We start from the raw sequence: 22,538 nt of genomic DNA on the forward strand, positions 1-22,538 counted from the left end.
ACGATGAGTCTACTCGAAGTAAACGATCTGTCGATACAATACGAAGTCGACGACGACGAGGTTCACGCCGTCGACGGCGTCGACTTCAGCATCGACCGCGGCGAAACGTACGGGTTCGTCGGCGAATCCGGTTGCGGGAAGACGACGCTCGGCAAGTCACTCGTCCACCTGCTCGACAGCAACGGGTTCATCGCGGACGGCGAAATCTGGTTCGACGGCACGCTCCCCCAGTGGGAGAACGACCGGGGCGAGCCCCGACGAGACGTCATCGAGAACGACCAGTACCCGGTGCGCGAGGACGGGAAGACCGATCTCGCACAGCTCGACAACGAGCAGATCCGCGACGTGCGGTGGCGTAACATCGCGCTCATCCCACAGAGTGCGATGAACGCGTTGAACCCGGTGTACAAGGTCGGAGACCAGATCGTCGAGGCCATCCGACGCCACGAGCCAAACACTAGCGTCGAGGAGGCCGACACCCGCGCCCGGGACCTGCTCGAGCGGGTCGGCATCGACCCCGACAGGGCCGACGACTACGCCCACCAGTTCTCGGGCGGGATGAAACAGCGCGCGGTCATCGCGATGGCGATGGCGTGCAACCCGGACATCCTCATCGCCGACGAGCCGACGACCGCACTCGACGTCATCATCCAGGACCGAATCCTCGACGAACTCGACGAACTGCAGGAGGAGTTCAACGTCTCCATTCTCGTCATCAGCCACGACATTAGCGTCATGGCCGAGATTTGCGACCAGCTGGCGGTGATGTACGGCGGGAAGATCATGGAGAGCGGCCCGAAGGCCGAGGTGTTCCAGGAGTCGGCCAACCCCTACACTCTCGGGCTCAAGAACTCCTTCCCGACGGTCAAGCAGGAACAGTCCGAACTCGTCTCCATCCCCGGGTCACCACCCACGCTGCTCGATCCCGACCCAGGATGTCGATTCGTCGACCGCTGCCCGTTCGCCGTCGACGAGTGCGAGTCCTCCCACCCGCCGATGTACGACGTCGCCGACGCGGAAGGCGGCCGACGGGTCGAGGGCGACGACGAAAAATCCCACCGGTCGGCGTGTTACCGGGTGGACGACCTCGAAACGATGCGGACCGAAGCAAGCAAGGAGGAAACATGGCAAGCGATCACGCAGAACCACTAGTCGAGGTAAAGGGCGTCTCGAAGCTGTTCGATCTGACGCAGGGCGTCACGGATCGACTGCTCGGTCGCGAGGCGAATCCGGTCCGGGCGGTCGACGACGTCAGTTTCACCATCAACGAGGGCGACATCATGGGTATCGCCGGCGAGTCCGGCTGCGGGAAGACGACCCTCGGCAAGCTGCTCGTCCGGCTGTACGAGCCGACCCACGGCACCATCGAGTTCGACGGCATGGACATCGGCGCCCTCACGAACGAACGGGAACGGGAGTTCCGAAAGCGGGTCCAGATGATATTCCAGGACCCGTTCGAGAGCCTCAATCCCCGAATGACGGTGTTCCAGTCGGTGATGGAGCCGCTGAAGATCAACGACATCGGCGACTCGTATCACGACCGTCGCGACCGGGTCAAGGAGGTGCTCGAGGACGTCGGCCTCGCACCAGCGGACGCGTACCTCGACGAGTTCCCCAAGGAGCTGTCGGGCGGGGAGCGCCAGCGCGTCGCCATCGCGCGGGCGCTCGTCGTCAATCCGGACTTCATCGTCTGCGACGAGCCGGTGTCGATGCTCGACGTGTCCATCCGCGCGGGCGTGCTCAACCTGATGCAGGACCTGCAGGACGAGTACGGGCTCACGTACGTGTTCATCAGCCACGACCTCTCGCTCATCCGGTACATGTGCGACCGGACCGCAATCATGTATCTCGGCGACATCGTCGAACAGGGGCCGACCGACGACGTGGTGATGGACCCGAAACACCCCTACACGGAGGCGCTGTTCGACGCGGTGCCCGAGATCGACCCGGAGGCCGAGCGCCACCGCGCGAACGTCACCGGCGAGGTCCCCGACCCACGGAACCCGCCGAGCGGCTGTCGGTTCCACCCGCGCTGTTCGAACGTCATCCCGCCCGAGAACTGGACGGGGAGTCAGGACGCGTTCCGTCGCACGATCCAGTTCAAGCGGCGCGTGCTGACCGACGACCTCGACCCGGAGGAGGCACTCGAGAACGCCGGTCGCGATTCGGTCGACGCGATACTCGAACGCGGACTCGCGCTCGACCTGCCCGAGGAACACTCGCTGGCCGGCGAAGACTCACACGCCGTCGACCCGTCCGCGATCGACCTGCCGAGCGACGCCGAGCGAACGCTCCGCCGAGCCGCCGAACAGATGCTCGACGACGACCCCGATGCTGCGGCGGCCGAACTCGACGGCGAGTTCGTCTCCATCTGCGAGCGCGAACATCCCGAGATGCGCGAGACCGGAACCCGGGTTACGGCCTGTCACCTCTACGAGACCGAGGAGCGCGACGCGGTCGCCGCGCCCGGCAGTTCGGACTAACTCGCGCGGAAGCTTCGGTTGGATGAAAAGCTTTACCGTGCGTACGGTTCTCGTTTTTGCTATCGAATGAGAGTCCCCGAACTGACGACGAGACGAATCGTTCTCGTCGGCACGTTTCTGTGCTTGTTTGGCGGGACGAGCGTCGCGTTCGCACAGGTGACGACGGGCCACCTCGCCGCGATGCACGTCCAGAGTTCCGAGATAACCGTGATCGATTACGAGGTCGCCGACGACGACAAGCTTCACCTGACCGTCCGGATGCACAATCCGACGACGAAGGACGTCGATGTCGGGACCGCACAGCTGAACGCGTACGTCGACGGCGAACAGGTCACCGACGGAACGACGACGCGACTCGACGATGCGTCGGTACCGTCCGAGGAGACCACGGATCTGAAGATTCCGCTGGAGCTCCGCGACGGCGTTGCCGACCGGCTTCGGAACGCCGACCCCGAACAGGTCGAGATAGAAGGCCGGTTCAAGACGTACGTCGTCGAGGAGATGGTGTACGTCTCGCTCGACGGGACGGAGGTCGACGGATGAGCAACTCGAACACCGCCTCGTCGGGCTGGTCGTCCGAGGCCGACCATTCGACCTACCTCGACCGCCTCGGCGTGTTCGTGCTCAAAGGGGTAGCGATCGCGGTGCTGGCGGGGATGGGCGCGTTCGTCTACAACGCGACCCAGTTCCTGACGTTCGACCTCGACTCGAATCTGCTGCTCGTCCCCATCTTCGCGGCCGGGTCGTTCGCACATCTGTTCGCGTCCTCGCTCCGCGAGTCGATTCGACTCGGCATGTTCGGGATCTTCGGCGGACTGGTCGTCTTCGTCGCGGCGTGGATCGCGCCGCTGTGGATACTACCGTACTCGACAGCGGCCATAGACATCGTGTTGCCTTCGATGATCGGTGAAGCCCTCTCAGCGGCGTTCCTCAACTGGTCGCCGACGTATCTCGGCGGCTACCTCCTGACGCTCTCGGTCAGCGCGTTCTGGGAGTGAGCGGCCCGCTGGCCGTCCGTCACCGCGCCGAACGCCGCGCTCGCCGACCGAATCACTACGTTTTTGTGTTCAGTTCGGGTAGCTGAATCCGTGCCGAAGGACACGCCACAGCCCGAGCGGACCGTCCGCGAGCGCGGCACGTTCGCCAAGCACGGCGACGACCCCACGCTGAAGAGCTACCTCTCGTCGCTGTTCTTCGTGCTCTCGGTTCCGGGGTTCATCACGCTCGCGGTCGCCGGCCACTGGGCGGGTCTGTACTCGTATGCGATGGTGGTCCCGGCGTTCGCGGGCCTGCTGGTCGCGTCGCTCGTGATCGTCTTCACCGTGATGCACGTCACGAGCTGAGCGGTAGCTGAAGGGTACTCGATCCGGTTAATTTAGGACCGCTCACGCCGGGCTCGACCGGATGGTCAGGTAGAACATGATGACCATCGAGACCAGCAGCAGCGCCAGATGGACGCGCGTCGGCGAGTCCCCCGGCGTGAAGATGAACAGCAGTACGCTCGCGAGCCCGAACAGCGACGCCGCAGCGAACAACAACAGCGTCCGGGTGGCTTCGTCGAACAGCAGGCCGCGCGGCCGGGGCCGACGGTCGTCCATTTCTCAGAAGAGGATGTCCTCGTACACCGCTTCGACCGGTTCGACGACGAGTTGCTGTGCGAGCGCGTACGTCGTCAGCGCGAGCGGATCGTCGGCGGTGAACTGCCCGTCTTCGTCGCGCCACTCCGCCACGCTCGCGGCGTAGCGGACGTGCGAGTCGTGGACCGTGAACAGCCACTCCTCGGGGAGGTCGTCGTCCTCGTCGGCCTCCTCGCGGCGCGCGCGGAAGAGGTACTTGAACGTCTCGTCGGTTCGCCAGCTAATGTCCTCGCCGGCGTGGTAGTCGGAAATCTGAGGCGTGCCGAACAGTTGGACGAGTCGGTACAGTCCGACGCCGACGCTGACCGCGTCCTCGCCGTCCGGCTCCGGACTGAGATACGCGATCACGTCGAGGTCGTCGCGCTCGCGCACGTTGTCTTCGACGAGGACCCGCCCGTCCTCGCGTTCGCGCTCGATCTCCTCGACCGAAACCGGCTCGACGAGGAGATTCTGTAGCGTCTCTCGGTCCGGCGCGTCGGGGTGCTTGCGGATTTCGACGGCCATGGATTAGTACGCGAAGTAGTTGAAGCTCTTCCAGCCGGCGTACCCGACGACGAGGCAGGCGAGCCCGAACGCCGAGATGGCCAGCGATTCGACGGTCGTGAGCGACTCGGCCGGGACACCCTGACCGAAGTACAGCGTGATCCCGGTCGCGGTGAAGATGTACCCGACGACGATGCCGAGGATCATCACGCCGATCGAGCCGAACCCGATGGGTCCTCGGAGCGTTTTCGGTACGTTGTCCTTCAGGGCCATGGTCTGTGGTGTCCTCCGGCAAGGTTAAAAGTTCTGGAACTACTCGTCGTCAGCAGCGGGGCGCTCGAACTACTCGTCGTCGGCGTCGAGGCGCTCGAACTCCTCGTCGGAGAGCGGAGACATCTCGGGATCGAACTCCGTCGGGCCGGGGGCGCCGTCGTCCTCGCTCTCCGACGAGGAACTGCCCGACTTCGCGGACGGAACCGCCGCGTACTCCGACGGTGGCGTCTTGAGCCGATAGCCGAGCGCGATGCAGACGACGCCTACCACGGCTCGAAGGACGGCCGCGGGGGAGGTAACCGAGTACTGGGCGGTCACCACGGAGCCGTGGAGGGCGTCACCGACGAGCAGCGCGCCGGTCACGAGGAAGAGCGTGCTCGCCATCGCCGCGAGCCTGATCGACATCACGGCTGGAGGTTCCGACCCGGGGAAGTTACGCTTTCCGGTTCGAAACGTGACAGTCCCCGACCCCTCGCCGACGCCCCGGTCTCGAAATTCGGCGTTGTCCGGCCTCAACCACCCGTTACTGGCGTTTTCCGGACGTGTATAAAGTTTGCCAACTGGCAAGAGGTTTTTTCAACCATGGGCGGAAGGAAACAGCCAATGAGCGACGGATCGGACGCGGGAGACGCTCCCGACGAATCGGACGGGTCGGACGACCCCGGCGGCGAGAGGACGCCGGAGCGAAGCGACGCGCCGGACGCACCGGACGCGCTCGACGTGTCCGACGAACCGTTGACGAGCGCCGCAGCGACCGTCGGCGAGTACGACTGGGAGACGTTCCGAGAGGAGTTCTTCTACGAGGACGGGAAGCCGCCGACCAACTGGCGCGGGAAGGCGGTCCCGTTCGAGCCCGAGAAGTACCTCGGCCACGACCCCGCCGAGACGGACGACCAGGTCGGGGAGGGTGTGGAGACTGCTGCCGCGCTGAGTGACTACTTCGAGACGTATCTCGACCCGGAGGAGACGCCCGTCGAACTCGGCGAGTACCTCTGGGAGCACTTCCGGTACGAGTACTATTACGAGGACCGTGAAGCCGACGAGCGCCGCGACCGTCCGGTCGCCCCGCGCGACGAGGACGGCGAAGTTATCCCGTTCGACCGGAGCGAGTGGCTGGGCCACGACGACCTCTCGACCAGCGTGTTCGCGGTCGGGGCCGAAGTCACGGACCTGAGCGCCGACTTCGAGGCGTGGCTCGACCCCGCGACCACGCCCGTGACGAAGGGCGAGTACTACTGGGAGCACTTCAAGTACGAGTACTACTACGAGGACACGACTACCACCGCACCCGAGCGCCCGCGCGACGCCCACGGCGACATCGACCGGTTCGACGAGGAGGCGTGGCTCGGCTTTCCCGAGGAGGACCTCGAAGACCTGCTCGCGCAGGGCGCGGCCGAGGCCCGCGAACTCCGGAAGGTCGAGGACGCCCGCACGCTCGACGTGCCCGAGGAACTCGACGAGGACGCCTTCTTCTCGACGGTGGAGGGCCACACTACCGTCGTCAACCGCTACGATCTGGAGAAGGAGGTGCCGCTCCCGAAGAAGGGCCACTTCCGGGAGATCGACCGCTACTGGGTCAACAAGCCCTACTCGTTCGTCGTCCTCTTCCACTCCGCGAAGGAGAACGAGACCAAATACTACGTCGTCGAGCCGTACTGCACCCCCATCGAGGACGACCTGAAGGAGTTCCTCGAAGGCAAGCTCCGGTCGGCGATCAAGTACTCCAGCGACGACGTGGTGGTCGAGGCCGAGCCCGACGAGCGCGGCGCGGTCGTCGAGCGCGAGACCCTCCGACTGCTCGCGCGCTACGACCTCTACGCCGAGAACGACGGCGAGCGCGCCGCACAGCTCCAACAACTGCTCGACCGCTACGACGCGACCAAGACCTCGGTCGCGGCGACCAGAGCGACGCTCGGCGAGCACGCCGCTCGCGTCCGCGCGGAGACCGACGACGCGCTCGAACCCCTACGGGAGGCGCTAGAGAGCCGCGGTGGGAGCGACGACACCGAGAACGCCGACTCCACCGCGAACGTCGACGCGGGCACCGAGGACGACCCCGAGAACGCCGATTCACCGGCGAAGGCCGACGCGGACGCCGAAGACGAACCGGTCGCCGCGGACGGCGGCGCAGTCGGCGACGACGGCGGAACCGCCGACGCGACGGCCGAACCGGCGTGGCCCGGAGACGACGAGCCGGAGTTCGACGGCCCAAGAGACTCTGTAAGCGGGACCACTTCCGCGAACGCCGCCGGCTCGTCCGCGGGCTCCGACGACGAGTCCGGACTCCGGCTCGACGACTACATCGACGTCGACCTCGACGAGCACCTCGATCTGGATCTCGACGACGCGGCCGGCGGGTCGATCCGCCGGCAGATTCGGGCCGCGTTCGAGGCGAAGATCGAGGAGCTAGAGCCCGACGAGTCGGGCGGGCTGGACGGCATCGCGGTCCGACCCGAGCCGGTGCTCATCGAGGAGGACGACGAGACGCTCTCGGAGTACCAGACCGAGAAGCTGCTGTACTACCTCCGGCGGGACTTCACGGGCTACGAGCGCATCGACGGTATCAAACACGACATCAACGTCGAGGACATCTCGGTCGACGGGTACAACTCGCCCGTGTTCGTCTACCACACCGACTACGAGCAGGTCATCACCAACGTGTTCCACGGCGAGGAGGAGTTAGACGACTTCGTTGTCAAGATGGCCCAGCGGTCGGGCAAGGGCATCTCGAAGCGCCAGCCGCAGGTCGACGCCACGCTACCGGACGGCTCGCGCGCCCAGCTCACGCTCGGCCGCGAAGTCTCGGACCACGGCACCAACTACACCATCCGGCAGTTCAAGGACGTGCCGTTCACACCCATCGACCTCGTGAACTGGAACACGTTCTCGCTGGAGCAGATGGCGTTCATGTGGCTCGCTATCGAAAACCACAAATCGCTCATCTTCGCCGGGGGTACGGCCTCGGGTAAGACGACCAGCCTGAACGCCGTCTCGCTGTTCATCCCCAGCAATACGAAGATCGTCTCCATCGAGGACACCCGGGAGGTCGAACTGCCCCAGCGCAACTGGATCGCGAGCGTGACCCGGCCCTCCTTCTCGGACGACGACAAGGGCGACGTCGACGAGTTCGACCTGCTGGAGGCCGCGCTCCGCCAGCGCCCCGACTACATCGTGATGGGCGAGATCCGCGGCGAGGAGGGCCGCACCCTCTTCCAGGTCATGTCGACGGGTCACACCACCTACACCACATTCCACGCCGACACGGTCGGCGAGGTGCTCAAGCGGTTCACGACCGAACCCATCAACGTCAGCAAGACCCTGTTCACGGCGCTCGATCTGGTGTCCATCCAGACCCAGACCCGGGTGCAGGGCAGCAAGGTTCGCCGGAACAAGTCCCTGACGGAGATAAACGAGTACAGCGCCGAGAACGACGAGATAAACGTTCAGGACATCTTCCAGTGGCGCGCGGAGGACGACGAGTTCATGCGCCTGTCCGGTTCGAACACGATGGAAGACATCATGTTCGACCGCGGGTGGGACCACGAGCGCCTCGAAGACGAGATTCTGAAGCGCCGGGTCATCCTCGCGTACCTCATCCGGAACGGCCTCAACGAGTACACGCAGGTCGCGGCCACGATTCAGGCGTTCATCAACGACCCTGACACCATCCTGACGCTGGTCGCCAACGAGAAACTCGAAGAGAGCCTCGCTGACCTCCGGGAGATGGAGAGCGTCCACATCGACATCGACCCGAAGAAAGAGGAGATGGTGCCCCGGCCCGACCCGAGCGAGGAGACCTACGACCTCGCGAAGGGCATCCTCGCGGAGGCCGAGGACCGGATACTCGACGACTACCGCGGACGCGGGTGAACGTGGGGATGCGAGCGCGCCTGAAGGCCCCGATTTACCCGAGGACGTCGACTTCCCCACGGATTCCGATTCCGCGTCCGCGCCGGGGTCGGCGGCCGCCGACCCCGGCGCGGACGCGGAATCGGTCACCGACGCGGAGTCCGCCACTCCTGAGGACAGCGTGCGGGACACCAGCGAGGGCGGCGAGTTGGGGAGCTTCCCCGAGGCGTACGACGAGGGAGAGGAGTCCGGGTCCGAAGACGACGACCTCTCCGGCGAATTCGACTCCGAGGAGATCGGTTCCGACGAAGACGGGGAACTCGACGCTGAGGATTCCAGCGAAGAAGACGACTCCTTCGGCGGGTTCGAGGCCGCGTTCGAGCCAGAGGAGAGAGACGGAGCGACTGACGACGAGACGCCCGCGAGAGCCGACGACGGAACTACTGAGAACGGGGACGACGAGACGCCCACGAGAGCCGACGACGAGAACTCCGCGGAGGACGAGCGATGAGCCACGGGGGCGCGACCGGCACCCGACCCTCTGCCGACTCGCTGGCAGACGCGTTCTACCCGCTGTTCGCGTACCTGTTCGACGCGGACGGCGACTTCGTGGCCGACATCGAGACAAAGCTCGCGGAGGCCAGAATGCCCAACACCGCGGAGCTGTACCTCTCGCGGGCGCTCGCGGTCGGCGTCCTCGCCGGCGGACTGCTCTGGCTCGTCGGGACGGTCGTCGGTTACGTCCTCTTCGTGACCGGCGTGATCGAGGTGGGCATCCTCATCGGCGTGCCGGTGCCCAACGACTTCGTGGCGTGGCTCATTCTGACGTTCAAGATCCCGTCGCTCGTGGCGGTCAGCGGCCTCGTCTTCGGAGCCATCGGGTTCGGAGCCGGGTTCGGCGGCATGGTGTCGATTCCCTACATGCGCTCGTCGAGCCGCGAACGCGAGATCAACATGCTGCTGCCCGACGCCATCTCGTTCATGTACGCGCTCTCCATCGGCGGGCTGAACCAACTCGAGATTCTGGAGGCGATGGCGAAGGCCGACGACACGTACGGCGAGGTCTCGCGGGAGTTCCAGTCCATCGTTCAGGAGACCGAGTACTTCGACACCGACTACCGGACCGCCATCCGCAAGCGGTCGCTGGAGACCCCGAGTGACGATCTCGGCCAGTTTCTAACCGACATGCTCTCGATCGTCAACTCCGGGGGCAACATGAGCGACTTCCTCGACGACAAGAAGGACAAGCACATGCGGACCGCCAAGCAGCAACAGAAGCTGACCCTCGAAACGCTCGAACTGTTCGGCGAGATGTACATGACCCTCTCGCTGTTCCCCCTACTGCTCATCATCATCCTCGTCATCATGTCGATGCTCGGGCAGGCCAAAGAGGAGATGCTGTACGCCACCGTCTACGGGCTCATCCCGCTGACCGGCGTCGGATTCCTCGTACTGGTCTCGACCGTCAAGCAGGACGAACCCGGCAACGGCTTCCTCGACCCGGACGACGGCGGCGAGCGCGTCGTGGCCGACTCCGGACGGGGACTGCTCCACCTCGGCCTCGTCGAGAAGTACGTGGGCGAGTTCTCGGTGTTCGACCGCATCAAGAGCCGGGAGGGGACCCACGAGACGGTCGCGCTGCTCAAGGCACCCCACGTCTTCTTCCGGGACAACCCGCTGTTCATTCTCGGGCTGACCGTCCCGGCGTCGCTGGTGCTGGTCGGGAGCGCGGTCTGGACCGGCGCGGCCCCGCGGACGTTCGACGGGATGGTGTCGAACCCGGTCTGGGGGACGTTCATCTACGTCTACGTCCCCATCTACGTCACATTGCTCCCGCTGGCGATCTTCCACGAGTGGAACGTCCGGTCGCGCCGTACCATCACGAACAAGCTCTCGGACAACCTCCGGAAGCTCTCGTCGGCCAACGACACCGGACTCACCCTGCTCGAATCCATCCGGACGGTCGCGGACACCTCCTCGGGCAAACTCGCAGACGAGTTCGACGTGATCCACGCCAAGGTCGAGTACGGCATGAGCCTGAAGGCCGCGCTGGTGGAGTTCAACAACCGGTACCACATCCCGCGGCTCGCCCGCACCGTCAAACTGGTCTCGAAGGCTCAGGAGGCCTCCAGCCAGATCTCCGCGGTGCTGTCGACGGCCGCGCAGGCCAGCGAGAACCAGGACGACATCGCGCGCGAGCGCCGGTCGCGCTCTCGGATGCAGGTGGTCATCATCGTGATGACGTACTTCACCCTGCTCGCGGTGATGGCCATCCTGAAGGTCCGGTTCCTCGACGTGATGGCCGGACTCGCGAGTCAGGCCTCGGGCGGTGGCGGCGGGGGCGGCGGCCCGGCCCAGTTCGGCGGCGGCGTCGACACCACCCTGCTCGGGATGCTGTTCTTCCACGCCGTCACCCTGCAGGCCATCCTGTCGGGGTTCATCGCGGGCTACATCCGAGACGCCTCGCTGCTCGCCGGCGTGAAGTTCGCGGTGGCGCTGCCCACCGTCGCCCTGATCACCTTCGCGTTCATCTGACCATGTCCCGGAACACCCCTACCGCCACCAGCGCCGACGACCGACCACTAGGACGACACGACGGCGGGTCATCCACCGCTAGCGAGCGCTCGGTCTGCCATCCAACACGGGCGGGACTGAAAGGGGCCGGTCGCTCGCGTTCACTTCAGTCGCCTGAGCGACCGTCTCGTGAGCGAAGCGAACGAGATCTCGGCAGTCCCACCCCGCGCAGGAGCGCAGCGACGAGCAGGACCGTCTTCCGGTGGCGAGCGACCGGGGGCTTTCTACCCGTTATTACCGACAGATACGACGACGAGTCGAGCAATCGTTCCATTCGCGCCCAGACCAGCATCGACTTCGTGGTCGGCGCGAGCGTCTTCTTGCTCACGGTGGCGTTCGTGGCCGCGTTCCTGCCGGGGACGTTCGAGCCGTTCACCGCCGACGGGACCGAGGACGCGCTGGTGGCCGACCGGACCGCCGACCTGCTCGCCGAACAACTGCTCGCGCCGCCGACCGACCCCGGCGTGGTCGACGCCGACTGCGCCGCCGCGTTCTTCGACGCCGAGGGCGACGGAGCCGACGGCCTCGCCTGCGAGTACGGAACCGACGCCGCGGACCTCGACGCCGCCCTCGGACTCGACTCCAGAACTGGCGTCAACGTCACGGTCGAAGAGAATAGTAGCGTCCTCGCCACTGGCGGTGAACGACTCGCCGCGGGACCGACCCCACCGGACGACCGGAGCGTGATCGTCTCCCGGCGGGTCGTGCTGCTCGACGGCGAGGAACGAGACCTGTACGTGAGGGTGTGGTGAGATGGCGCGCACTGACACCTCTCGCGAGCAACGCGACACTTCCTGCGGGAACGGCAACACCTCTCGCGGACAGGCTCACACACTGGAAGCGTTCACGGCGGCGCTCATCGTCGTCTCCGGCGTCCTCTTCGCGCTGCAGGCGACGGCGGTGACGCCGTTGACCGCCAGCACCTCGAACCAGCACGTGGAGAACCAGCACCGCACCGCGGCCGAGGACCTGCTGGCGACCGCCGAGGCGAACGGTTCGCTCCGTTCCGCGGTGACGTTCTGGGACGCCGAGAACCGGACGTTCGCCGGGGCGACCAGCCGGGGGTTCTACGTCGACGGCGGGCCGCCGAACGACTTCGGGGCCGCGCTCAACGACACCTTCGGGAACGTCTCGACATCCGGACGCCGGATCGCGTACAACGTCTACGTCCGATTCCGAACCCCGGACGACGCCCCGTCCTGTAGTGGCGTATCGAGCCCGCGGACGATGGTGTACATGGGCTCGCCGAGCGACAACGCCGCGTCTGCGACCCGGACCGTGGCGCTGGCCGACGACGGCGACCTCTCGGGGCCGTCCGAGGGCACCGTCTCGGCGGACCTGTACGGCTGCGACGCCGCGCCGGACGACCGACTGTACAACGTCATGGAGGTGCGCATCGTCGTATGGCAGATGTGAGCCCCGAACCGGACGGCCGCGAGCGGTGGACGAGCCGGGACGACGAGGGCCGGAACCGCGACCGCGGACAGCTCATCCTCGTGACCGGCCTCGCCGTCGCGGTGACGCTGGTCGCGCTCGTCTTGCTGCTGAACACGGTCATCTACACCCAGAACCTCGCGACCCGCGGGACCGGGGTCGAACACGGCGAAGCGGTCGCGTTCCGCGGAGAGACCGCGTCGGGCGTCGGTGCGGTCGTCGACGCCGAGAATCGGGCCGGGTACGACGACTGGGAGGCTGTCCAGGAGAACGTCACGGCCGGGGTCAAACGCTACGACAACCTCTCGACGCGCTACTCGGCCGAGCGCGGCACCATCGCGGACGTGGAGGAGGACAGCCTCGCGCTGTCCGAAGGGACGATTCTCTCTCAGACGGACGACTCGCGCTACTTCACGAGCGCGGGCGGGGACGCCGACTGGCTGCTCATCGAGAACGTCTCGTCGGTCCGGCGCTTCCGCGCGACTGTCTCCGGCGAAGATCTGTCCGACGGCCCCGGTGGCGCGTTCACGGTTCGGCTCGTCAGCGAGTCGGACACCCGAGAGTTCTACGTGTACAACGATTCCGAGGACGCCATCGCGGTGTCGAACGACCTCGTTGGCTCTCCCCCTGACGGATGTACGGCGTCCGGCCCCGAAGCGACCATCGACCTCACGGCGGGGACGGTCGGCGGCACCGACTGCCCGGAACTCGACTACCCCGCCGGGAGCGACGAGTACAACGTCACGTTCGACAACGGCACGGCAGTGACGGGGATCTACGAGTTGACCGTTGGCCTCCCGCCCGGCGACTCGAAGGTGAAGACCGGCCAGTTCGACGGCCCCGCCGCCGACGACTCCACGCCACGCTGGGGTCACGCCGTCTACGACGCCGCGTTCGACCTCCACTTCGAGACGGCGACGATGGAGTTCCACACCAGAGTCCGGGTCGCCCCGGGTGAGCCGGAATGAGGCGACCGTGGCGCTCCGGCAGTGGAAGTTCGCGTCGGCAGTTGCGGAGCGACACCCGGAGCGTCTCGGTCACGGTGAACTACGCGCTCAACCTCGTGGTGGCGACCCTGCTGGTCGGCGGCGTGCTGACCGCGACCGGTGGGATGGTCGAGGACCAGCGCGAGTCGGCAGTCCGGACGGAGCTGTCGGTCGTCGGCGAACGCGTCGCGGCCGACCTGCTGGCGGCCGACCGGCTCGCGCAGGTCGGGGCCCACGACAGCGCGGAGACGGGCGAAGAGCCGACCGTGGCGCTCTCGGTGTCGCTACCCGACAGGGTCGCGGCCACCCGGTACGAGATAGCGATAGAGACCTCGCCCGACCGCATCGTGCTCACCGCGGACAACCCCGACGTGGAGGTCGTCGTGCGCTATCGCACCGACGCGCCGGTCGCCGAGACCACGGTCCGGGGCGACGACCTCCGGATCGCGCTCGACACCGCCCCGGACCCGAACCGGCTGGAGGTGACCGAAGCGTGAGGAGGGACGACTCCCCAAGAGAGAGCCGCGAGCGGAGCCTGCGACTCGGCGACCGCCGCGCGGCCAGCGAGACCATCGGCTTCGTGCTCGCGTTCGCGCTGGTGACCGCCTCGGTCGGCGTGGTGTACACCACCGGCATCGGCGGGCTGGAGGACGCCCGCGAGGACGAACAGCTGACCAACGCGGTCCGGGCGTTCGAGGTGCTGGCCGACAACGTCGCGGACGTGAGCCGGCAGGGCGCGCCCTCGCGGGCGACCGAACTCAAGCTCAACGGGGCCACCATCGGCTTCGGCGACCCGGTGCGGTTCACGGTGCAGGTGAACCACACCGACAGCGACGCCAACGACACGTTCGTCGCGACGACCCGACCGCTGGTGTACGACGACGAAAGCGGCGCGGTGGTGTACTCCGGCGGCGCGACGTTCCGGGTCGACGACGGCGCGGCTGTGATGCGGGTAGAGCCGGGCCTCGTGGTCGACGACCGGCGGTCGCTCGTCCCGCTGCTGGTCACCTACCCGCAGGGCGATTCCGGCGGCATCGGTGGGGACTCGACGGTGCTGGTGGTCGCCCACCGCCAGCCGTCGGGGTCGGCGGGCGAGTTCGACACCGGACTGGACGACCCCGGCGAGGCTCGGGTCAACCTCACGGTCGAGTCCCCGCGGGCGGGCGCGTGGGGTCGCTACTTCGAGGACGAGGGAATGACCGCCATCGACGGCGACGCCAGCGACGGCGCGGTGACCTACCAGTTCCACACCGAGCGACTCGTCGTTCCCGAGACGGTCGTGGAGTTCGAGGTGACCCGCTGAGGCCGACTTCGTCCAGCAACCTCCGGCACATCCCCGCCACCGGGACGAGAGGCCCTGACTCGGCTCGCATCTCGCGCCTCGCCGACGGCGACTCGCGAGTCGCCGTCGGCGAACCGCGAAGAGAGGAAGAGATGGTGTCCGAGCAGTCACGATGCAACCCGCTTTCGACGAAACGTTACCGAGGCTCAGGCGCTCGTGACGTTCACGTGGCTCACGCTGACGTGGAGATACGTCAGTTGCGGGAAGTCCTCGCCCACGTCGGCCTGCGGGTCGACCGAGCGCAGGGCCTGATCGAAGTGGATCGAGCCGCCCGACTGGAGGAGCGCGGTTCCGCCGCCCACGATCCCGCCGTACAGTTCCGACTGCGTTCGGACCGTGATCGACCCCGAGGCCGAATCGGTACCGGGGGCGTACACCAGCCCGACGAAGGTCGCGTCCTCGTCGAGCGCGAAGTCCAACCCCGGTCCGGCGTACACCCGCAGCGACGGCGACCGGTGATCGATCGTGTCGCCGACGCTCCCACCGGTCACGCGGAACGTCGATGCCGACGTGTAGATTCGGACCTCGCCGCGGTCGGGGTGGGTCACCTCGACGTTCACGTCGGTCCAGACAACGTCGTCGTCGACAGCGAGAACCACGTCACCTTCGGACGTGTCGAACGCTAATGTCTGGGAACTATCCAGCGTCGCGTCCGAGAGGTAGTACGCAGACCCCGCGTCCGGGGCCGAGGGGAGCGTGAGCGTCGACTCCGAGTCGTTGAACGCTTCCCCGTCGATGGCCGACACCTCGTCGTTGCGGTTGTTCGACGGGTCGGCGTACGTCTCGATCCGCCCGTCGACCACGTCGCCGATGGGGTTCAGATCCGGTGCAGTCCCGTTGTTTGCGGTCCAACCGTCGACCGCGCCGCAGTCGCCGCCTCCGCCCCCTCCGCCGGGACCGCCACCTGGACCGCCACCACCGCAGTCGAGCGTCCCGCCGTAGGAGACGTTACCGTGGACGGCGACGCCGCCGCCCACGTCGACGGTGCCGCCGCCGGTCCGGAGGTCGCCGAAGATTTCGGCCCCGCCGGTGAGTTCCACGCCGCCCTTCGTGACGATGGTGCCGTTTTCGGTCCGGTCGGCCTCGGAGTACGGACCGTCCGAGGAGTTGTAGCTGTCCGTGAACGACGACCCGCCCGCGCCCTTGATCGTCATCCGGTCGGGCGTGGTGCCGGCCAGCGCGTTGGTGACGTTCCGCGTATTGCCGGGCACGACGAGCGTGATGGTCACGCGCTCGCGGTCGTCGTCGTAGGAGACGTTGCCGCCGGTCCGGTCCTCGAAGAAACGGCCCCACGCCTCGTAGTAGTCGCTGTGGACCGTGACGTTGACTTCGCCGTCCTCCAGCGGGTTCCGGAGTTCGGCGTCGCCCGGCCGCGGGAACGTCGAGTTGGTCGGCGCGTCGCGAGTCATCCGGACGGTACCGTCGAGCGTTCCGCTCCCGTTCACGCTCACGAGCGGGAGCGTCAGCGTGGTTCCGCGGTAGTGGAACTCCGGCGGCGACACCATCGTCGCGCCGCCCCCGGTTCGCTTCCAGACGCCGCCGCCCTGATACGCGACGCGGGTGTCGCCGTTGCTGTAGACGACGGCCCCGAGCGTGTCGTTCATCACCACGTGCTCGGTGGTCCCATCGGTCCGGTTGACCACCCTGACGCGCATCCACCCGCGGTCCTCGTGGACCCGCGTGGTGCCGTCGCTCCCGAGCGACATCGTCTGGGCCGAGGACGTGCCGAGGCCGACCAGACTCGCCTTCGAGTCGAACTGGGTCATCGCGTGCTCCGCGCTGCCGACTTCCGAGGCCCGCTGGGAGTCCGACAGCGCGGACGAGCCGAAGGCGACGACCAGCCCCGTCCCCGTGACGGTGATAGCCAGCAGTAGCGCGACGCTCAGCACCTCCGTCTGGCCGCGCAAGCCTTCCCAGCGGGACTCGTCGCCGGTTGGCGTGTCTCGCCGCCCAACCCCGTCGCTGGTTCCCCGCCGACCGGTCATACGCGGCCCATCGAACCACGGCGTTATAAACTAATCCGCCACCCGTTGGGAATATTTCACTCCGCGCCTCGCGCTGGCTCCGCTGTCCGACATCGAACACGACCGCCATCTGGGAGGAGTCGGACGTTGTGGCCACCGCAACGACTTTGTACGCACACTCCTGAAAGGGCCTATCACGCCAATGTCCTCGTCGAGAACTACCATCGAACCGGTCGAGATCCGAACGGACTCGGACGGCGGTGGACCGACCGCGACGTACGTCTTCGACGTGAGCGGCTACATGCTCGACGGGGAGGTCTGCACCGGCATCGCGCTCGGCCTCTCGGAAGTCGTGGGTCACGAGCCCCCGCGGCTGACGCCGCTGAGTGCCGTCGTCGACTGCGACGCGCTCGAGACGCTGTTCAAGCCCCGGCGATACGGCGATCTGCGCGACGAGGTGTCGGTGTCGTTCCCCTACGACGTGTACGAGGTCACGGTTCACTCCAGCGGTCGCGTCGTGATGCGGCGGTAGCCTCGGAAAAGGCTTCTCGGACTCCCTATCCCGAACTCGCCACCCCGGAGCGCCAACAGTGATGTGGGTCGACTGCGTAAACCGGCACGAATGCGGGAGATACTCGGCCCGAACTACCGGAACCTCTCGGCGCTGGCCGTGGTGATCGGACTACTCGGCTTCGCCTACGTCGTGGCTCCGCACCCGCTGGTCCAGTACGGCGTCTGGCTGGTGGTGTTCTCGGTGTGGATGGTGTGGTTCGTGGCCGCCGCCCGCGAGTGGATTTCGAAGGCTGACTTCTGACGTAACCGGGGAGCAAAACGACCGTACTTCGGTGCGACGTGCTACTTTTTCGCACGCAAAAATGCCACCTTTTAAATACGCGCGCGCCGTCTTTATACTGTGAGTGAAGAATCTGGGCGACGGAATCTCCGCATGCCCGACGACGACGAGGAGTTCGCTATCGTGACCGAGATGCTCGGCAAGAACCGGGTGCGCCTGCGCTGCAACGACGGCGTCGAGCGCATGGGCCGCATCCCCGGCCGGATGCGCAAGCGCATCTGGATCCGCAAGGACGACATCGTCCTCTGCGAGCCGTGGGACTGGCAGGACGAGAAGGCCGACATCGAGTGGCGCTACGACGGGTCCGCGCAGGACCAGCTCCGGCGCGAAGGTCACATCAACGTCTGAATCGCTGTTTTGCCGCTCGCACTCCGACCCACTGAGCGAAGGCTGTAACGTGACCCGCCAAGTAGTAACCGCAACCAGTCGTAAAACCGGCCGAACTGCAGTTTTTCGCCCGAGCGACCGACTCTCGTCCGTTTTTCAGCCGGAGCGCTCGACGACCACCCCCTCGTCGCGAGCTTTTCGGGAGACGCCGATAGTGTCGTCGTGGCCTGCGCTGTACGAGTCGATGACGAGGTCGTCGAACCCACCGATCACCCCGATGTCGGACACCAGGTCGCCGATCCAATGGGTCAGGCCTTCCTGGCGCCGAGTCAGGAACGGGGTCGTCGAGGTCACGATCTCCTTGATCGTCGCCTCGTCGTCTCTGGCCTGCGGATCGACCTCGAAGCTCTTGACGCCGTCCTCGTAGTGGTTGTTGATCAGGAGACCACTTCCGTATTCGCGCGGTCGGATCCGGATCGCCCCGTCCCCGTATTCGACGGGTTCCGAGACGCTACGTCGGGGCTCCGACCCGCGTTCGATCGTCTCGGCCGTTCGGAGCGCTTCGGCGAGAACCGGATTGTGCAGCCCTGCGGGGTGGCCGACGACGGTGCTCGGGTCCGACCCGGTAGAGTACGCGAAGCGATGCTCCGGACGGGCGAAGTCCCACTCCGTCCGGACGCCCGTGACCTCCGCGGCGGTGATCCCCGACAGGCCGAGGACCGAGAGGACGTGCTCCGCGATGAAGGTCCGCCGATCGCCGTCCCGCAGGTCGATCCGGAACACGGGAACCGCGTTGTCGAGTTCCACCGGGACGCCGTTGATCGTTATTCCCTCCGACTCGGCGGGTTCGACGCGAACTTCTGTCCCCTCGACGGGGTTTGCGACGGTTCTCATTCGATCTCACCCAGATTGGTGACGCTCTCGGAGAGCACGTCCACGCAGGACGCGTACTCCCCGTTCGAGAACTCGGTCGCTCCGGCACCCCCGAGTCCGAACGCGATCTTCTCCTGCGGAAGCGAGCCGAAACGCGTCGGAGTCGGTTGCCACTCGTACGTTGCGACGCCGAGGACCGATCGGTGGGCCCGCTCGACCGCGTCTCTGACCTCAGTCGACGGGTTGGCGCGCGCTACGTCGACGACCGACTCGTACGAAACGTCGCGCACGCAGTCGAGCGACGCGAACCGATCCTCGACGCTCTCGGCCGTGGTCGCGGGCGTCGTCGAGACGTCGAACGTCACTGTCAGCGTTTCAGCGGCCGTTTCGACGTCCGACAGCGTGAAGCTCATCATCCCGGTCGTGAACACCGCACGGTCGACCGGGTAATACGGATGGGACAGATCGGAAGCCGCACGGACTTCCGTGAGGCAGTCCGAGAACTCGCCGTCGGATTCGCCGGCGAACTCGCGGTAGTCCATCGTCACCTGTACCCGTCCCGTCCCCGCCTGAACAGTCGATAGCTGACCCGAAAGCGGTTCGAGCACGAACCACGGACCGGCCGCGTCGGTGTCGGGCCCGGGATAATGGAGTCGAACGTCGGCGTCCACGACGGCCACCGCGGCCGCCAAACGCCCGAGTTGGCCCGCGTGCTCGCCCGCGTACCCCTCGTCGGTTCGTCGAACGTCGGGGTCGTCGTCCATCTCCGGAAGGACGACGTTGACGGCCGGCTCCGTAATATCTGCCGAACTGGTACGCTCTCCTGCCGCTTGCGCGTCTTTCAGCACCTTCTGTGGTGGCGGTAGTACTCGCGAACTCTGGTTCTGCCGCTCGACGGCTTCCGTCTCGGTCCGTCCCTTCGCAGCCACTCCACTCCCCATCACCGACGCCGTCCCGCCCCCGACTAGCTTCAGTGCGAATCGGCGCGTCGTTCGTAACATAGCGTGTCAACACCCCACACGGCAAACGATAGCATTGGACAAAAATATTTGGTACCGTTCGCGCGTTTCGGTTTCACGAGAGTCGAACTTCGGGCGAGGACGACGGACATCGTTCGGACAGCACTCACATTTACTGTAGATAAGCCAATCTTCCCGGAGGGTTATCTTGGAGATAGCTACGCCCTACTGTCCCGTCATCGTGTGAGTTTAGAGCGTAAGGGACCCGTACTTCGAGATTACGAAGTCGTCGAGCTCGGACGAGTCCACGTCATCGGATTTTTGGGCGGATTTAGCGCCGGATAGGAACGTAAGAATAGAATATCTGGTGGGTGAAGCGAGGAAGCAAAATGGAGTGGACTCGTCGGGATTTGAACCCGAGGCCTTCCCCGTGCCAGGGGGATGATCTACCGCTGATCTACGAGCCCTCGAACGCATTCCATCGTTGTCCGGGGGTACTGATAAACTTCTCGGAATCCGACCACCCGCGACGTGAGATAGCGCGGTCGTCGGCAGTTTGAAATCTCGGTCGTTCTCTACTGACGCTATCTTGGACTTTGATTCCGGCGCGTGCGAACATCGCGCGCGAGGCCGCGCCAGCGCGCGCCGTGTAGAAGAGCTATCCTGTCCCACTCCAGTTGCTCGATGAGATCCCAAGTACGGACTCGAATCTTACCATTTAACTACCTCCACCTACTCGTACCGCATACGGGAACAGCACAGCCGCAAATCTGACTCGCTAGGTGCTCGCGGGCGTTGCCCGCTCGCGACCGAGGTCTCGCGACCTCGCTTCTTTCCTAGCTCGGGATTGCGGACGTGCGCCGCGTCACCCAGACGCACTCGCACGCCACAGGAACGCGATTTAGCGGCCTGTGCAGTTCCAATCAGATAACCATGGCACGAATGCACACCCGCCGTCGCGGGTCGTCCGACTCGGACAAGCCCGTGACAGACGAACCGCCGGAGTGGAGCGACGTAGACGAAGACGCCATCGAAGAGCGCGTGGTCGAGCTGGCCGAGCAGGGCCACAGCCCGAGCCAGATCGGCCTGAAGCTGCGCGACGAAGGCGTGAAGGGCACGCCGATACCCGACGTGAAGCTGGCGACTGGCAAGAAGGTCACCGAGATCCTCGACGAGAACGACGCCGACCCGGACCTGCCCGAGGACCTCCGGAACCTGATGGAGCGGGCCGTCCGCCTGCGCGAGCACATGGACGAGAATCCGCAGGACGCCCAGAACAAGCGGGCGCTCCAGAACACCCAGTCGAAGGTCCGCCGCCTCGTCGACTACTACCGCGGCGACGAACTCGACGCGGACTTCACGTACTCGTACGACACCGCGAAGGAACTCCTCGAGGACTGAACCCCTCGGAGACCGAAGCCACTCGAAGACGACGAATCCCGGAGACCACATGTCAACCTCGGACCGCCCCGAAGCCGGAAACGAGCCAGCCCACTCGGCCAGCGACGTGGCCGCCAGCCTGCGCGACGCCGCGTTCGTTCGCGTGCTCGCGCTGGCCGACGGCGACTGTCTGGCCGCGGCGGGCTTGCTCGCACGCGCCTGCGCCGACCGCGGCGTGCCGTATCAGGTGCGCGTCGGCCGCTTTGGCGAGACGCTGGCCGCGACCGAGAGCGACGGTGTGGCCGATTCCGAAGGTGACGAGACGACCGTCAGCGTGGGGCTCGACCCTGCAGCAGACGTACACCTTCCGGCCGATTCGACGCCAGCGAGCGTGACCGCGTTCGACGCGGCCCGCGAACTCGACGCCGCGCCGGACCCGGTGCTGGCGCTGGCCGGCGTCGTCGCCGCCGAACGGCCGCCCGGCGCGGGCGAGAGCGCCCACGTCCTCGAAGCGGCCCGCGAGTCCGGCGTCGAGCGACGACCCGGCGTGGGCGTCCCGACAGAGGACCTCGCGGACGGCCTCGCGCACACGACGCTCGGCCACGCAGAGTACTCCGGGGACGCGGAGGCCGCGCAGGCCGCGCTCGCCGAACTCGGCTTGCCAGCGGAACTCGACGCGTCGGCCCACCGTTCGGTGGCCTCGGAGTTCGCGCTGGCGGTCGCCGGAAGCGAGGACGCGACCGACCGCGCCGCGGAAGCGGTCGAGCGCGGGCTCCGACCCCACGCCGTCGCGAACGGTGAGTTCTCGACCGTCGAGGGGTACGCCGACGTGCTTGCGGCGGTCGCGCGCGAGCGACCGGGCACGGGCACCGCGCTCGCGCTCGGCCACGACGTCCGCGCGACGGCGCTCGACGCGTGGCGCACCCACGCCGAGCGCGCGCACGCCGCCCTCCGCGGAGGGACGACCGGCCGGTACGACGGCCTGTTCGTCCTGCGCGCGGAGTCGGCTCCCGTCGAGACGACCGCGCGACTGCTCGGTGACTTCCGGTCGCCGGAACCGGTCGCGCTGGTCGTGAGCGAGTCGGGGGGGGGGGGGGGGGGGGCGGGGGCCGGGCGCCCCC

Annotated in this window: 25 protein-coding genes and 1 tRNA gene; 18 read left to right on the forward strand and 8 right to left on the reverse strand. The window is 66.5% G+C overall.

All coding sequences use genetic code 11. The features are described 5' to 3' along the window. The first annotated feature begins 3 nt into the window (after positions 1 to 3). The 5 genes from DPQ64_RS00055 (at position 4) to DPQ64_RS00075 (ending at position 3,826) form a co-directional block, all read left to right on the forward strand. The gene (locus tag DPQ64_RS00055) at positions 4 to 1,152 is read left to right on the forward strand and encodes an ABC transporter ATP-binding protein (protein WP_198661952.1); all 1,149 of its coding nucleotides are present in this window, start codon (positions 4 to 6) and stop codon (positions 1,150 to 1,152) included. Next, on the forward strand, positions 1,125 to 2,483 hold the full coding sequence (locus DPQ64_RS00060; RefSeq protein WP_115862317.1) for an ABC transporter ATP-binding protein: 1,359 nt from the start codon (positions 1,125 to 1,127) through the stop codon (positions 2,481 to 2,483). The genes DPQ64_RS00055 and DPQ64_RS00060 overlap by 28 nt, the downstream gene beginning before the upstream one ends. A 66-nt stretch (positions 2,484 to 2,549) precedes the next feature. Then, positions 2,550 to 3,026, forward strand: coding sequence for a hypothetical protein (locus tag DPQ64_RS00065; RefSeq protein WP_115862318.1), 477 nt, complete (start codon positions 2,550 to 2,552; stop codon positions 3,024 to 3,026). Beyond that, positions 3,023 to 3,481: a hypothetical protein gene (locus tag DPQ64_RS00070; protein ID WP_115862319.1), complete on the forward strand. Its 459-nt coding sequence runs from the start codon at positions 3,023 to 3,025 to the stop codon at positions 3,479 to 3,481. The genes DPQ64_RS00065 and DPQ64_RS00070 overlap by 4 nt, the downstream gene beginning before the upstream one ends. A gap of 90 nt (positions 3,482 to 3,571) precedes the next feature. Further along, positions 3,572 to 3,826 (forward strand): hypothetical protein, encoded by a 255-nt coding sequence (locus DPQ64_RS00075; protein ID WP_115862320.1) that lies wholly within the window; start codon positions 3,572 to 3,574, stop codon positions 3,824 to 3,826. Between the two features lie 42 nt (positions 3,827 to 3,868). Here the strand turns inward: DPQ64_RS00075 and DPQ64_RS00080 are convergent, their stop codons facing one another. The 4 genes from DPQ64_RS00080 to DPQ64_RS00095 all read right to left on the reverse strand — a co-directional run bounded on the left by DPQ64_RS00080 (position 3,869) and on the right by DPQ64_RS00095 (position 5,281). Beyond that, the gene (locus tag DPQ64_RS00080; protein ID WP_115862321.1) at positions 3,869 to 4,081 is read right to left on the reverse strand and encodes a hypothetical protein; all 213 of its coding nucleotides are present in this window, start codon (positions 4,079 to 4,081) and stop codon (positions 3,869 to 3,871) included. 3 nt (positions 4,082 to 4,084) lie between these two features. Next, positions 4,085 to 4,624 carry a hypothetical protein gene (locus DPQ64_RS00085; RefSeq protein WP_115862322.1) on the reverse strand — a complete coding sequence of 180 codons (540 nt, stop codon included), beginning with the start codon at positions 4,622 to 4,624 and terminating at the stop codon, positions 4,085 to 4,087. Between the two features lie 3 nt (positions 4,625 to 4,627). Then, entirely contained in the window at positions 4,628 to 4,876 is a 249-nt protein-coding gene (locus DPQ64_RS00090; protein WP_115862323.1) for a hypothetical protein, read from the reverse strand. A gap of 69 nt (positions 4,877 to 4,945) precedes the next feature. Continuing rightward, positions 4,946 to 5,281: a hypothetical protein gene (locus DPQ64_RS00095; protein ID WP_115862324.1), complete on the reverse strand. Its 336-nt coding sequence runs from the start codon at positions 5,279 to 5,281 to the stop codon at positions 4,946 to 4,948. 198 nt (positions 5,282 to 5,479) lie between these two features. Between DPQ64_RS00095 and DPQ64_RS19855 the strand changes: the two genes are divergently transcribed. From DPQ64_RS19855 to DPQ64_RS00130, 8 genes are all read left to right on the forward strand, one after another. Next, a complete protein-coding gene (locus DPQ64_RS19855; protein WP_368275944.1) occupies positions 5,480 to 8,746 on the forward strand; it encodes a type II/IV secretion system ATPase subunit in 3,267 nt (1,088 codons plus the stop codon). Between the two features lie 160 nt (positions 8,747 to 8,906). Next, positions 8,907 to 9,236 carry a hypothetical protein gene (locus DPQ64_RS19030; protein WP_198661953.1) on the forward strand — a complete coding sequence of 110 codons (330 nt, stop codon included), beginning with the start codon at positions 8,907 to 8,909 and terminating at the stop codon, positions 9,234 to 9,236. Next, positions 9,233 to 11,260, forward strand: a complete 2,028-nt coding sequence (locus DPQ64_RS00105; protein ID WP_115862325.1) for a type II secretion system F family protein — start codon at positions 9,233 to 9,235, stop codon at positions 11,258 to 11,260. Before DPQ64_RS19030 ends, DPQ64_RS00105 begins: the two co-directional genes overlap by 4 nt. 311 nt (positions 11,261 to 11,571) lie before the next feature. Further along, on the forward strand, positions 11,572 to 12,051 hold the full coding sequence (locus tag DPQ64_RS00110) for a DUF7287 family protein (RefSeq protein WP_115862438.1): 480 nt from the start codon (positions 11,572 to 11,574) through the stop codon (positions 12,049 to 12,051). A 1-nt stretch (position 12,052) separates the two neighbouring features. Next, entirely contained in the window at positions 12,053 to 12,715 is a 663-nt protein-coding gene (locus DPQ64_RS00115; protein ID WP_232820431.1) for a DUF7288 family protein, read from the forward strand. Continuing rightward, positions 12,703 to 13,701: a DUF7261 family protein gene (locus tag DPQ64_RS00120; RefSeq protein ID WP_157971528.1), complete on the forward strand. Its 999-nt coding sequence runs from the start codon at positions 12,703 to 12,705 to the stop codon at positions 13,699 to 13,701. Before DPQ64_RS00115 ends, DPQ64_RS00120 begins: the two co-directional genes overlap by 13 nt. Continuing rightward, complete coding sequence (locus DPQ64_RS18450; protein WP_157971529.1) at positions 13,698 to 14,216, forward strand: DUF7266 family protein; 519 nt, start codon at positions 13,698 to 13,700, stop codon at positions 14,214 to 14,216. The genes DPQ64_RS00120 and DPQ64_RS18450 overlap by 4 nt, the downstream gene beginning before the upstream one ends. Continuing rightward, positions 14,213 to 15,022, forward strand: a complete 810-nt coding sequence (locus DPQ64_RS00130; RefSeq protein ID WP_115862327.1) for a DUF7289 family protein — start codon at positions 14,213 to 14,215, stop codon at positions 15,020 to 15,022. The genes DPQ64_RS18450 and DPQ64_RS00130 overlap by 4 nt, the downstream gene beginning before the upstream one ends. A gap of 185 nt (positions 15,023 to 15,207) precedes the next feature. Here DPQ64_RS00130 and DPQ64_RS18455 read toward each other — a convergent pair whose 3' ends face one another. Continuing rightward, positions 15,208 to 17,046, reverse strand: a complete 1,839-nt coding sequence (locus DPQ64_RS18455; protein WP_157971530.1) for a DUF7289 family protein — start codon at positions 17,044 to 17,046, stop codon at positions 15,208 to 15,210. Positions 17,047 to 17,227: 181 nt separating this feature from the next. Between DPQ64_RS18455 and DPQ64_RS00140 the strand changes: the two genes are divergently transcribed. From DPQ64_RS00140 to eif1A, 3 genes are all read left to right on the forward strand, one after another. Further along, a complete protein-coding gene (locus tag DPQ64_RS00140) occupies positions 17,228 to 17,557 on the forward strand; it encodes a HalOD1 output domain-containing protein (RefSeq protein ID WP_157971531.1) in 330 nt (109 codons plus the stop codon). A gap of 90 nt (positions 17,558 to 17,647) precedes the next feature. Continuing rightward, on the forward strand, positions 17,648 to 17,839 hold the full coding sequence (locus DPQ64_RS00145) for a hypothetical protein (RefSeq protein WP_115862328.1): 192 nt from the start codon (positions 17,648 to 17,650) through the stop codon (positions 17,837 to 17,839). A gap of 99 nt (positions 17,840 to 17,938) precedes the next feature. Beyond that, the gene (eif1A, locus tag DPQ64_RS00150) at positions 17,939 to 18,226 is read left to right on the forward strand and encodes a translation initiation factor eIF-1A (RefSeq protein ID WP_115862329.1); all 288 of its coding nucleotides are present in this window, start codon (positions 17,939 to 17,941) and stop codon (positions 18,224 to 18,226) included. A gap of 135 nt (positions 18,227 to 18,361) precedes the next feature. Here the strand turns inward: eif1A and DPQ64_RS00155 are convergent, their stop codons facing one another. The 3 genes from DPQ64_RS00155 to DPQ64_RS00165 all read right to left on the reverse strand — a co-directional run bounded on the left by DPQ64_RS00155 (position 18,362) and on the right by DPQ64_RS00165 (position 20,504). Beyond that, on the reverse strand, positions 18,362 to 19,099 hold the full coding sequence (locus DPQ64_RS00155) for a hypothetical protein (protein ID WP_115862330.1): 738 nt from the start codon (positions 19,097 to 19,099) through the stop codon (positions 18,362 to 18,364). Further along, positions 19,096 to 20,079 (reverse strand): hypothetical protein, encoded by a 984-nt coding sequence (locus DPQ64_RS00160; RefSeq protein ID WP_157971532.1) that lies wholly within the window; start codon positions 20,077 to 20,079, stop codon positions 19,096 to 19,098. Before DPQ64_RS00160 ends, DPQ64_RS00155 begins: the two co-directional genes overlap by 4 nt. Positions 20,080 to 20,432: 353 nt before the next feature. Then, positions 20,433 to 20,504: transfer RNA gene (locus DPQ64_RS00165), tRNA-Ala, on the reverse strand. Between the two features lie 466 nt (positions 20,505 to 20,970). On the opposite strand from DPQ64_RS00165, the gene DPQ64_RS00170 reads away from it, so the two are divergent. Both DPQ64_RS00170 and DPQ64_RS00175 read left to right on the forward strand, forming a co-directional pair. Beyond that, positions 20,971 to 21,438 carry a 30S ribosomal protein S15 gene (locus tag DPQ64_RS00170; RefSeq protein ID WP_115862332.1) on the forward strand — a complete coding sequence of 156 codons (468 nt, stop codon included), beginning with the start codon at positions 20,971 to 20,973 and terminating at the stop codon, positions 21,436 to 21,438. A 49-nt stretch (positions 21,439 to 21,487) separates the two neighbouring features. Beyond that, on the forward strand, positions 21,488 to 22,538 hold a 1,051-nt coding region (locus DPQ64_RS00175), incomplete at its 3' end, for an exonuclease RecJ (protein ID WP_232820432.1).

This window comes from Halorussus litoreus, assembly GCF_003382685.1.
Classification (GTDB): Archaea; Halobacteriota; Halobacteria; order Halobacteriales; family Haladaptataceae; genus Halorussus; species Halorussus litoreus.